Annotated in this window: 12 protein-coding genes; 8 read left to right on the top strand and 4 right to left on the bottom strand. The window is 42.6% G+C overall.

Annotation, left to right across the window (positions count from 1 at the left end):
• Positions 1–47 precede the first annotated feature (47 nt).
• Both AB3N61_RS09870 and AB3N61_RS09865 read left to right on the top strand, forming a co-directional pair.
• On the top strand, positions 48–926 hold the full coding sequence (locus tag AB3N61_RS09870; protein ID WP_036091134.1) for a carbohydrate-binding protein: 879 nt from the start codon (positions 48–50) through the stop codon (positions 924–926).
• Positions 927–956: 30 nt separating this feature from the next.
• The gene (locus AB3N61_RS09865) at positions 957–1,679 is read left to right on the top strand and encodes a hypothetical protein (RefSeq protein ID WP_020771620.1); all 723 of its coding nucleotides are present in this window, start codon (positions 957–959) and stop codon (positions 1,677–1,679) included.
• 17 nt (positions 1,680–1,696) lie between these two features.
• Here the strand turns inward: AB3N61_RS09865 and trxB are convergent, their stop codons facing one another.
• The gene (gene trxB / locus AB3N61_RS09860) at positions 1,697–2,644 is read right to left on the bottom strand and encodes a thioredoxin-disulfide reductase (protein ID WP_367897480.1); all 948 of its coding nucleotides are present in this window, start codon (positions 2,642–2,644) and stop codon (positions 1,697–1,699) included.
• Between the two features lie 170 nt (positions 2,645–2,814).
• Here trxB and AB3N61_RS09855 point away from each other — a divergent pair, with 170 nt between their 5' ends.
• Positions 2,815–4,137 (top strand): LA_2490 family SGNH/GDSL-type esterase, encoded by a 1,323-nt coding sequence (locus tag AB3N61_RS09855; protein ID WP_020771626.1) that lies wholly within the window; start codon positions 2,815–2,817, stop codon positions 4,135–4,137.
• Positions 4,127–5,557 carry an MBOAT family O-acyltransferase gene (locus tag AB3N61_RS09850; protein ID WP_020771625.1) on the top strand — a complete coding sequence of 477 codons (1,431 nt, stop codon included), beginning with the start codon at positions 4,127–4,129 and terminating at the stop codon, positions 5,555–5,557. Before AB3N61_RS09855 ends, AB3N61_RS09850 begins: the two co-directional genes overlap by 11 nt.
• 104 nt (positions 5,558–5,661) lie before the next feature.
• On the opposite strand, the gene AB3N61_RS09845 is transcribed toward AB3N61_RS09850, so the two are convergent.
• Together AB3N61_RS09845 and AB3N61_RS09840 are read right to left on the bottom strand one after the other, a co-directional pair.
• Positions 5,662–6,732 (bottom strand): LA_2486 family SGNH/GDSL-type esterase, encoded by a 1,071-nt coding sequence (locus AB3N61_RS09845; RefSeq protein ID WP_020771670.1) that lies wholly within the window; start codon positions 6,730–6,732, stop codon positions 5,662–5,664.
• Positions 6,729–7,277 carry a tetratricopeptide repeat protein gene (locus AB3N61_RS09840; RefSeq protein WP_367897479.1) on the bottom strand — a complete coding sequence of 183 codons (549 nt, stop codon included), beginning with the start codon at positions 7,275–7,277 and terminating at the stop codon, positions 6,729–6,731. The genes AB3N61_RS09845 and AB3N61_RS09840 overlap by 4 nt, the downstream gene beginning before the upstream one ends.
• A 173-nt stretch (positions 7,278–7,450) precedes the next feature.
• Here AB3N61_RS09840 and xerD point away from each other — a divergent pair, with 173 nt between their 5' ends.
• The 3 genes from xerD to AB3N61_RS09825 all read left to right on the top strand — a co-directional run bounded on the left by xerD (position 7,451) and on the right by AB3N61_RS09825 (position 9,256).
• Positions 7,451–8,347 (top strand): site-specific tyrosine recombinase XerD, encoded by an 897-nt coding sequence (xerD, locus tag AB3N61_RS09835; RefSeq protein WP_036091195.1) that lies wholly within the window; start codon positions 7,451–7,453, stop codon positions 8,345–8,347.
• A 17-nt stretch (positions 8,348–8,364) separates the two neighbouring features.
• Positions 8,365–8,790: an ATP-binding protein gene (locus AB3N61_RS09830; protein ID WP_020771543.1), complete on the top strand. Its 426-nt coding sequence runs from the start codon at positions 8,365–8,367 to the stop codon at positions 8,788–8,790.
• A 79-nt stretch (positions 8,791–8,869) separates the two neighbouring features.
• The gene (locus AB3N61_RS09825) at positions 8,870–9,256 is read left to right on the top strand and encodes an LA_2478/LA_2722/LA_4182 family protein (RefSeq protein WP_020771607.1); all 387 of its coding nucleotides are present in this window, start codon (positions 8,870–8,872) and stop codon (positions 9,254–9,256) included.
• 61 nt (positions 9,257–9,317) lie between these two features.
• Here the strand turns inward: AB3N61_RS09825 and AB3N61_RS09820 are convergent, their stop codons facing one another.
• Entirely contained in the window at positions 9,318–11,036 is a 1,719-nt protein-coding gene (locus AB3N61_RS09820; RefSeq protein WP_367897478.1) for a DUF342 domain-containing protein, read from the bottom strand.
• Between the two features lie 210 nt (positions 11,037–11,246).
• On the opposite strand from AB3N61_RS09820, the gene AB3N61_RS09815 reads away from it, so the two are divergent.
• Positions 11,247–11,852: an LIC_11485 family protein gene (locus AB3N61_RS09815; protein ID WP_367897477.1), complete on the top strand. Its 606-nt coding sequence runs from the start codon at positions 11,247–11,249 to the stop codon at positions 11,850–11,852.

The raw sequence follows: 11,852 nt of genomic DNA, 5'->3' as shown, positions 1-11,852 counted from the left end.
CCGGAAATACGCTTAGGGTTTCCGGGAAAACCTACGACAATCGGTTTATGGTGCATAAAGCCAAGGCGGTTGCCTTACTTACCTTGATATTGACCTTCGCTCTTGCTGCGGAGGAGGCGGAAGATTGGATTGGAGCCTTCCGGTCCGTGGATTATGAGGAAGGAGAAGAAGCCCTTCCCGAGGAAAAAATTTATTATTTCTGGCAATTGGAGAATTTGAGAAAAGCGGTCCCGCCTAGGTTCATCCGATTTGTGGATACTTTCGCCGCTTTAAAGACCGGGAGATTATTGAACCGCGGAGTTTTATTCAGTTATGAAGGTCTTGCAAACGACGAGGTAAGTGTTTGTGGAGAATTCAGTCATTGGCAATGTGTTTCCTTACAGAAGAACGATAAGGGAATTTTTTACGGGGTCGTGGATATTCACGGAGACCAACTTTACGAAACGAAACCTGCCTACGAATACAAGTTTAAGGTGGACGGTATTTTCACTCATGATCCGGAAAACCCTGACACTGTGGAAGATGGAGAAGGTTCCCTCGTTTCCAGGATTGTATTCCGAGAAGGTGGTCCGAATAAACAGACAAGCACCCGCGTTTTAGAGGATTCTCCTTATGAAGAAAAAGAATTTAGGACCGTGGAATTCAGGATCTATCAACCCCAAGCGGAATCGGTAAGTCTGATCGGAGATTTTAACCATTGGGATCCGGAGTCCGATTTTTTAATCAAAGAAAGAAACGGAACCTTTAGAGTGGTCAAAAAATTAAAACCGGGTGAATACCAATACAACTTCCTAGTAGATGGAAAGATCGTAGTGGATACTTATAATCCTCTTACGGTGTTAAGAGAAGATACAGGAGAGATCTCTTCCGCACTAGTTGTTCCTACCAGAACCGGAGTTTTGGAAAGAAAGAAGATTGACCCCTAAGGTATAGAACGGATTGTTTAGATCCGTTCTATGGAAAAGTTGCGTCTCTCCGTATATTTGGTGATCGGGATCATCATCATCCTGATCGTCTTTACCTTATTGAAAAGTTGGTTTGTATACGATCGAGGGATCGAGCTCGCAAAACATCCGTCTAACAGCATTCAAACGGTATATGTGGAACCTGACGACGATCTGGTGGAACATTCATCCGTAGTTTGGGGAAAATTTTTGTATTACCCCTTGGGTCTAAACAGGGACCGAGAAAACTTCGGTCCCCGTAAAACTTTAAACCACGCCCAAAATCTAGTGTTCGTAGACCTGCAAACGGGAAGGAATCGCAAAGTATTCAATAAGAGCGTATATATCTGGGATTATTTTTACGGCGCGGAACCCGAAAAGCCGAGTTCCAATTCCGAAACACAAGAGGTTTCCGAGGATGTGTTCCTCGGGTTAAAAACGGGAAAAAAATTCGTGATCGTTGGGATGCCCGAGGATACGAATAAAGACGGGTATCTAAATCAAAAGGATTCCAAAAAAGTATTCGTATACGATCCGAACTCCGACGAGTTACTTCCTATACTTCCCAAAAAATTCTATCTAGAAAAGATCTTACCGGACACTCCGGAAAACAAACTTGTAATGATCGTTAAAAGGGAAGAAGAGTCCAGCCCCAACAAAAAAAAGCCGAACCTTCCTACATTATATATTTATGATACTCTTCAAAAAAGAGGTCAGTTGATAGAGCGCCCGTAGGCGCCATCACTGCTTCATTACTCTTCCTGAGCTTCCAGCCATCTTTCCGCTTCGAGAGCCGCCATACATCCGGAACCCGCAGCAGTGATCGCTTGTCTGTAAGTTTTGTCCTGAACATCTCCGGCAGCAAACACACCTTCCACACTGGTGCGTGTCGTGCCGGGAACGGTTTTGATATAACCTGTTTCGTCCAGATCCAATTGACCTTCGAAAATATCAGTGTTCGGCTTATGACCGATTGCGTAGAATAGACCGCCCACAGGAAGTTCTTTCGTTTTTCCGGTAGTCAATTCTTTCACAGAAAGGGAAGTGAGTTGGTTTCCGTTTCCTTGCGCACCTTCTACGGTCGTATTCCAGATAATTTCTATTTTAGGATGGGTTGTGGCTCTTTTCTGCATGATCTTAGAGGCTCTTAAAGAATCTCTTCTGTGGATCAGATATACTTTGGATGCGAACTTAGTTAGGTGAGCCGCTTCTTCTACGGCAGAATCTCCTCCGCCCACAACTGCCAATTCTTTGTTTCTGTAAATTGGAAGCGCTCCGTCGCAAACCGCACAGGCGGAAATTCCTTTTTGCCAATATGAATCTTCACCAGGGATGAACATTCTTTTTGCAGTGGCGCCTGTCGCGATGATCACGGTTTCCGCTTCTATCAATTCATCGTCCGACCAAAGACGGAAAGGTCTTTTGGAGAAGTCCACTTTGGTTATGGTTTGGGTAATAATTTTTGTACCGTATTTTTCGGACTGAGCGCGGAACAGATTTGTGAGTTGGGTTCCATCGATCCCTTCCGGAAAGCCCGGGAAATTTTCCACCTCAGTTGTGGTGGTGAGCTGTCCACCTGCGGCGATTCCCCCCGCCATAAATCCCTCATACATGACAGGATTCAAATTCGCTCTGGCTGCATAGATTGCTGCCGTATGACCCGCAGGACCGGATCCGATGATGACTACTTTATGGGGCATCTCATTTCCTCTAATGATTTAGAATGATTCTAAATTGATTTTATTTTTAGACTGGGAAATTGTAAAGTAGATCTTTTTTTTCGAGACAAAAGAGTCGGAATTCCAACAGTCCCTTTCCTAGATGAATTGTCTTGTCATCCGGGTAGGAATCCAAATGCTATCCAGTATTCATGGATTTCGCCAAAAAATCGTTTTTCGGCCTAGTTTTTTTGATATTCATCTTTCTTGGAACCGAAGCCGGTTTGGTTCTATTACGCAGTCCCTCTCTCCAATACTATAGGGATCTCAAACTCATTCATAGTTTTCATCCGGACTATTACGTGTCCTTGGAACCTGGCGAGTCCAAATATGTCAGCCATTTCGCAGGAAAATGGGAAGGCCAGTTCAGCATCAACTCACTTGGGCTCCGCGGTAAAGAAGAACCTATCCCTGGAAAACCGAAACTTCTCTGCTTAGGGGATAGTTTGGTAATGGGATTCGGAGTAGGAGACTCGGATACATTTTGCCAACTTTTGGATGGGATCGAATTAAAGGGAGAAGCAAGGCAGGCTCTGAACCTGGGAGTAGACGCCTACGGATCCAGAGGTTCGTATTATAGACTCAAAGATATCTCCGCGAAATTGGACAATGTAAAAGAAGTCTTATTCTTTATTTCTCCCAACGATTTCGATATGCCGGAAGCACTTGCAAAAAAAGGAATATTGCCCGACGACCAAACGGATGCGATTCGGGAAAAAGACCCGAACTACGCTCGGAATTTTAAATTACAATTTATTTTAACAAGAATTTCTTATACACTCCAGGCTCTCAAGCTAGCCTACGAGCAGATCCAAGTCACATTCGCAGTCACTAAACTTTCCGTTTGTAAGGAGTTGGATTCTGCTGGGATCTACAAATGTGGATTATTAGTATCTGCGGATGCAGATGCAGATTTGCAATCCGGTTCCAATCGTCCTTCCGGAAATTTAGTTTCCTATTTAGAATCTTCCTTTTTTAGAACCGTAAAAAAACCGAATTGCGATTCGGATATCACACCTACCTCAGCAGTATTCGGAGCAATGTGTCCCGAACCTGTGCCGGCTCATGTGACCTGTGTGGATTCGGCTCCTTCTATCGAAACTCTTCCCGCTTTGCCGGAACTCACGCAAGAATATTACCAAAAGATGATAGATCTTGCCAAAAAAAGAGGATTTAAACTAGTTCCTGTCATTCTTCCGATCCAAATCGAAGAGATCTATTGTTATAATAACGGAAAATATCATCCTTTGGAAAATTACGCGACTCGAGCCTCTACATTCTTCGAAAAACGCGGAGTGAATGTTTTACGTTTCAAAAAGGAAACCGCCTCCATGTGCGGTTTCGATCGGAACGGGAAAAAATTCGGGATCTTGGATCATTATATTCCGGAAGACGGACATTTTACGAAAAGAGGAAATATCTGGGCGGCGGATTCTCTTAAGGCCAAATTGAAGGAGACGGATCTTGCTCTTTAATTCCCTTCATTATTTAATTTTTGCACCCATAGTCATTCTAATTTACTTTCTGGTGCCATCCAGATTCCAAAAACTCTGGTTATTAGTCGCAAGTTTGTATTTTTATGCGGTTTTTAGAGTTCCATTCATCTTATTATTAATCTATTCCATTGCGATTACGTATTTTTGCACGCTTTGGATGGATAAATCCCAATCCCGATTTGGTAAATTATTTTTCCTGAATATTGCGATTTGGGGGAATCTGGCTCTACTCTATTTTTTCAAGTATCTGGATTTCTCTTTTGCGGTTTGGAATACGGTCCTGGGACTTGTGCCTTGTGAGCCTTATTACGCGTATCCGTCCGGCATCCTGTTGCCGATGGGAATTTCTTTTTTTACGTTGCAAGCGATCGCTTATGCGGTGGATGTATATCATAAAAAAGTAAAACGAGCGGAGAACTTATTCCAGTTCGGATTATTTTTAAGCTTCTTTCCTCAGTTGGTAGCGGGACCGATTATTCGAGCCCAGGACATGCTTCACCAATTTTTGGACACATATACGTTCAAAAAAGAAAATCTACTACCGGGGATCAGACAACTTGCCTGGGGACTTTTCAAAAAAACATTCGTAGCGGATCCGATTGCCGCAGTTATCGATCCCGTATTTGCGGATCCTCTTCATTACGGTTGGTTTTCTTTAGCCGTCACAGGTTCCTTATACATCATCCAGATGTATTGCGATTTTTCCGGATATTCGGACGTAGCCATCGGAACCGGAAGGATCATGGGATTCCATATCCCGATTAACTTCAGGCAACCGTTCCTTTCCGAAACGGTTTCGGAATTCTGGAGGCGTTGGCATATTTCATTCAGCTCTTGGTTGAAGGAGTATGTATACATCTTCTTGGGTGGGAACAAAAAAGGAGTCTCCAGGACTTACGTAAACTTATTTCTCACCACATTCGTGAGCGGGATTTGGCATGGGGCGGATTGGAATTTTATCGTTTGGGGATTCGTGCATGCAAGTTTAATGGTCGTCGAAAGATTTGCATTCTCTTTCGAAAGGATCAAAAATTATTGGGACAAGATCCCAAGCACGATCAAAGTAGCGTATCCGTTTACCATCTTCGGGATCTCTATGTATTTCTTCCGAGCAAGACCTGTCGAAGGGATCGGTAATAGCGTCCAAGTAGGCTGGGCAATGGTTAGCAGAATGTTCTCCGGGGTCCAGGGAGACTTTTTGCCTGTGCCGTTATCCGTTCTTGCCACAGTATTTATTCTCATGTTCGGGGATTATCTGATGGAAAAAGAAACTCCTTGGGCCAAAAAACTTTTCGAAAATCGGATCTGGGTCTATGGGATCTCCGCGATCCTGATCTCTATTTGTTTTATCTTATATAGTGTGACTGTAAGCGCACCGTTCTTGTATTTTCAGTTCTAAGACTTGGGTTCGCACAGAGATCACGAAGAGCACAGAGGAGTTAATCCGGGTAGAAACTTCCTCGCGAGTCATTTCTTCTCCGTGGGCTCCCGGGCGAAAATATTTTAGTGAATATCTTTCTTTATCTCGGAAGCTATAAAACGATATAAAGCGGGATTCGGATGTCCGTCTTTCGGAAGAAAAATCTCCTGATTGTTCTTCTTCCAATAATCGTAAATCGATTGTTGGAGGTCCAACACCGGGATTTTAGAATCGATTGCGATCTGTCGAACCTCTTTCACTAGTGCCGAGTCAACAACAGGTTCGTATTTTTCGTTCGGTTCCGGAAGAAACACCAGAACCAGAGGGATCTTTTTCTCTTTGGTAAATTCAAAAAAAGAAATGGCCGCTTTTCTATGAGGGTGATCCGGGCCTAAGACGGAACCGCTAGAGGGAATGACTAAATTTTCCCCGGACTCCGGTTTGTATTTTTCATAAACAATTTTACATGCGTTGAATATTGCGCTGTATTTAGAAAGAAAATAGGAAATTCGAACAAGTGTCTTTTTTGTCCCGGAATTTTGTAATGCTAATTCTCGATAAGAATCCGTAAAATCTGAGATATGATAGATCCAATACGCAACCTTAGGCGGGGGAGAAGTTTTCAAAACTTCTTCTAATCTCTCCTGGATGCCGAAACTTCCAAGTGCGTCCACTCCCAGATTTCGAACAATCTCCGTTTTTTTATCGTTTATCAGTTCATTTTGTAGAGCCCAAGGAAGGCTTTCCTGGTCGGAAACCAAATATCCTAAGGCGACTGAATCTCCTAAGATCCAAATTTCCGGTGCATCCGTCTTGTAGGAGCTCCTACCGGTACTTTCGGCATTGCTCCGCGCATCATCTATACTAACCGCAGAGGTCAGCCTTTCTCCTCTAATATCCGTAGATACATGATAACGAATATTCTTTTCGGGATGAAACAAATCCAAATTTTGGTTCGGACAAAGTCTCATCCAAGGAATCGAGAAAAGATTTCCGGAAGTCTCTACTAAACAATGTAGTTTTTTATCTTCCAGTCTGAATTGAACGGAAGGGAAATAGGGAAGTCTAAGTAGAATTTCTAAAAGTAAAAAAAGAAAAATGGAATATAATAAAAAATGAAAACGGAATTTTCTGTAATAAGGACCTTCTCTCATTTGCCTGAAGTTTCCTCATAGAGCTTTTTTTCGCAAACGGTAAAGAGTCTTTTGGAAGCAGGGTTGGATTCAGGGATCCGATTCTCCAAAAAACGTTTTCTTTCCGAAACATTCTTCTTAGAATCTAAGATACAAGAGGTTAAAAACTTTGCGAGGCTCTCTCTATCCTTGTCCCAGCTTTCCGAAAATCCTCTTAAAACGGTTTCCGTTTCGTCTCTCGACCCAGCTAATAAATAAATTTCCAAAAGATACAGAAGTATCTCCGGATTTTTAGGATCCTTTTTGAGAGCTTTTTCTAGGTAGAGTGCTGCGGATCCGGGTGCTTCTCCGCTTTCCGCCAAAAGAATTCCTAAATTTTTATTCGCAGTAAAATTTTCAGGATTTTCTCGAAGCGCTAAATCGTAATAATATAAAGCCTCGGCAGTGTTACCTTGCGCTTCCTTTTCTCTCGCCTTACTCGCTAGCTCACCCGAGGAATCGCAATTTAAAGCAATTTGGGACATAAGCAAAATTATGGCGTATCGGAACTTCTGTCTCATTTCCATAGTTTTTTTTCCCTTAGGGGATAAGAAAAAGGGCGGTTTTTTGTTATGTCGGCCCGTCGAATTTGTACAATTTACGGGCCACCTCGTGCCGCAATCTTAAAAAAGTTTCAATCTCGAGGGAGAATTTGTCCGAAGGATTTAGTACTGTAATAATCGGAAGCGGGACTAAGAAAGTGACATCTTCTCATAAGAATCTACTCCAAAATTTTCAAGAATACCTCTCGGTTGAGAAGGGTCTGAGCGACAATTCCATTTACTCGTACGGATACGATCTGAACAAGTTTAAGAACTTCCTCGAAAAAGAACATATCGACTTCTTAGAAGTCCAAGCGAACGACATAGTTCGTTTCTTGAACGAAGAAAGGAATCGTAAAATTTCCGCAAAGACAATCGCTCGCGAAGTAGTTGCCATTCGCCAATTTTATAAATTTCTAAAAGATGAAAAGAAGCTGGATTCGAATCCGACGGAGAAGATCGAAACTCCCGAAGTGATGAGATCCATCCCTGATTATTTGACTCAGGAAGAGATCGAAGAATTGTTCACTGTAATCAAAGAGGACAACCTTTACGAACTCAGAGACAAATGTATATTCGAACTTCTGTATTCTTCCGGACTTAGGATCTCCGAAGCTTGTAATCTTAGACTGACCGACATGGATATGTCCGGAATGACCTTGACCGTGGAAGGTAAGGGCGGACGCCAAAGACTAGTTCCTTTCGGTGAAAAGTCATTGGATATTCTGAACCGTTACTTAAAACAAAGCCGACCTTATATTCTGAAAAACAGAAATTGCGATTATCTTTTCGTTTCCAAAAAAGGGTCTTTCATTAATCGAAAATCAGTTTGGAGACTTCTGAACCATTATATCAAAAGAACAGGCATTAAGAAAAAAGTGACTCCTCACACTTTGCGACACTCTTTTGCGACCCACTTATTGGAAAACCACGCGGATCTGAAATCGGTTCAGGAACTTTTGGGACATATCGATATTTCAACTACCCAGATCTATACTCATATGGCGAATAAAACTCTGAAGGAAGTTCATAAGAAATTCCATCCTAGAGGATAATTTCCCCGGACCGAATTTTGGCCGAGATCAAAAAAATCGACTATTCGAATCAGTTTCGGATACAAATTCCTTCCCATCCGCGTTACGTGACAGTGGCGCGGAACTTCGTTTACAACCTAGCTAGAGAATCCGGATTTTCCCTCTACGACGCTGCCGATCTGAAGTTGGCAGTGGGGGAATGTCTTTTGAATGTGATCAAACATGCGTATTTAGGAAAGACGAATTACCCGATCTTTTTAGAAGTTACTGTGCTCGAGAACCGAATAGAAGTCCGTATCCGGGATTTCGGAGTTCAGAAAAATATTTCAGAAATTCGAGGATATGATCCCGGGGATTACAGGGAAGAAGGGATCGGGCTCTACCTGGTCCGAAAATTGACGGACCATTTTTATATAGACCAATCCGGAAAAGGGAATCGTTTGATTCTCACAAAAATGAAATAATTCAAAAAGAACGGCTTGCAGAAAGGTAGAATTGTCCGTCTATTCTGTATAATCCGAGCATATCGTTTCGGTGGTCCAAATGAAATTTATTTCCATTCTGATAGTTTCAATTTTTATTCTTTCCTGCAGAAAAGGTCCTTCCTTATCCAAAGAGGAAGTGAAGGAACTTAGCCAAAACTATATTAAAGAGTTATGTAAAAAAAATTTGGAATGTTCTGCACAATACCTGGAGTCTCTTCCTTCCGGAGAGCAGAATGCCGCCAAGTCCGGATTTTCTTCCCTGGACCAATGTATGGCGGAACAAAGTAACCAGTCCATTCTTCCCGACGACTATGAAAAGGTCACGGACGAGCAGGTTGGAAAAGTGAAACGTTGTATGGATGATCTTCTGAGGACTCCTTGTTCGGAAATGGAACAAGCCGGAGGGATTCCGTCTTGCCGAGAATTATTTCCCGACGGTAACTGAAATCCACTCAAACGTAAGCAAGTGAGTTTGTCGGAAGGCAGAAGGAACTATTCAAATTTTCTTAATCGGTAGAAGATTCCGAATCTAAAAATTCTTCCTGCAAAAGGCCTAATCGTTTCGGTTTTACCTTAGAATGAGCGATCTGTCCGTCTCCTCCCAAATATAGGAAAGAAGGTCCGGGAATTTCTTTTAATTTCACGCTGAACTTTTTATTTCTGCCAAGATTTACTTCCACTCCCGGGAAAATTTCTCTCTCTACTTCCACGAAAGAATTTTTATCGGGATCGAAGGATAGGATAGCGGATTGTTCCTGAGCAAATAGGTTTTCCATGATAGAATTATACTTCTGACGGATCGCCTGTAGTTTCGGGAGACTGTCTTTTTCTTCGGGACTAAGGCTTCTTCTTTGGGAATCGTCGTTTAATTTTTGAATACTAGTATCCACTTTTTTTAATATATCTTGGTTTTTACGGATCTCGGTCTTTAAACCTTCCAATTCGGATAGAAGTTCGGGAGGCATTCCACAACTGAGTATTGTTCTTGTTTCCACAATTGCACCTAACTTCGTACAGGTGATCATTTTACCTGCTACACATTGGCCTCCGATAATTTCTCCTCTGCCACCCCTGACTACTACGGATTCTCCCGCGATCAGTTCGGAGTGCATTGCCGCTTCCTCTATGAAGATGGAATTTTTAGCGATCATCTTTCCTTGTTCTATAAACTTTGCGTAGATGTCGGAGCCTGATTCGATCATTCCTCCGTTTCTTCCCATAAATCCTCCGGAAAGAACGATATCTCCTTTTGCTTTCAGGAATACTTTTCCCACGGATTTTTTGACTATGATAGAACCGTCCGTTTCCAGAGTAAAACCGTCTGCTATGGATTCTTCCACTATGATCGTGCCAGGAAAATTGATATTTCCTGTGGAGAAGTCTACGTTCTCCAGTAAACATACCTCGTCCACACGAATGACACCGAAACGATCGATCAGCGGTCGGCCGTCTATGAGAGACTGGACTATATTTCCATCTTCCGAAATTTTAACGTTCGGACCTAATTTCCATTCCGCTAATTTACCTTCTTCGAATGGAAGAACTTCTCCCTTTACGTTTTTGCCAGGTTTGCCGGGAGAAGGAGAAATTTTTTCCGCGAGTTTTTGATTTTTTTTAACACTTTGGATGATCTGTATGTTTTTGAAATCCACTCTTCCGAATTCGTCTTCTTCTAGAGTAGGAGTGCCTGGGTGTTGGAATAAGATCCGAATGTCTCCGTCTTTTCCCGGGATAGGAGATTCACCTTGGGCGACTAAGATTCTTTTTCCGTAATCCTCCGCTTGGGAAAGTTTGAGGATGGATTCTTCAATAATCCCGAAAACGACCCCGCTTGCTTGCAATTGGGAAAGGATCTCGTCCCTTGTTAATAATTTTCCACCGAATTTTGGCGGATGCAAGATCCCGTAGACCGCCATTTTATCTTCCGAGATTTTCAGGTCCAAGCTGCAGGCTTCCGGTTTGCCCGGCCATTTTCCGATTAGATGCGGTTCCGAGTCTTTGGATTTTAAAACACGCTTAACTTCTTCTTCATTAACTCCTGAAATTTTGAATACGTCCAATCGTTTTAGGATTTCGCGATATTCTACTTCCTTTCCTTTTTTTCCGGCGGGGAAGACGGTGAGGTAGGCGAGCCCATCCAGATTTTCAACTTTGAAAAAACCGTTTTCGTTCTCTTCCAGATCTTTTAATAGGGATTCCGTATAATTGCGGATTGAGTCGCTCATCCTGGGGGGCCGTTGTTGGAGAGTAAGTTCCATCCTATTTTTTACAATCGAAAACCTATAAAAAGACTTAATGCCCAATAAAGGAAAAACTTCAAAAATTCCCTGTTTTCAGACCGGTCAGTTTGTCGAAGTTACTACAACCCTTCCTTTTTTCCAAAATTATGTCCTTGAAAAACCGGGCAAATCGACCGATGATCCTAGGGTAATACTATGGCATTCAACCCGTTCTCCATTTTAAGTAATCTCAGGGTTTCGATAGACCAGGTTCTAGGAAATCTACCTCCTAACGTGGTAAAAACGATCGGCAACGCGGCTTTGGCATTGGCGGTTCTGGTAGCTGTCGTTCTAGGTTGGTTCAGTTTCCAAAAAGGTCTAGCTTTGGCAGGAGAAGAGGACCAAGCCAAGGAACTGGATCGAAAGGCATTATTTTTAGAGGATATAGAAAGGGAGTATAACCGTAAAAGAAAGGATGTTCGATGGAGCGATCCTTCTTATTCGGATTCCGGAAGTTCGTCTTTGGAAATAGAAAGATACGGATGGGAAAAACCGAAGATGGAACCTTCTGCCCCTAAAACCGAATTGGAAGAGTCGGATACGATCCGTAATTCTAAAATGAAGGAGGGGGATCCGAGAGTTTTCTTTCCTACCGAAAACGAAAGGCCTGCTCGCGAGGACCTAACTCCGAGTGATAAAGGTTCCGATTCTCCCCGTTTGGAACCGAGCACAAAACAGCCGAATAAAGAACTTCCTACGGATAAGGAAGAGTCCCGCTTAAGCCGTCCTCCTAGAAAAGAACAAAGGCCTAGGGGAGAATGA

The sequence above is a fragment of the Leptospira sp. WS58.C1 genome (genome assembly GCF_040833995.1).
Taxonomy (GTDB): Bacteria; Spirochaetota; Leptospiria; order Leptospirales; family Leptospiraceae; genus Leptospira_B; species Leptospira_B cinconiae.
Note: the sequence above shows the minus strand (reverse complement) of the source record. Positions and strands in the feature narration are given on the sequence as shown.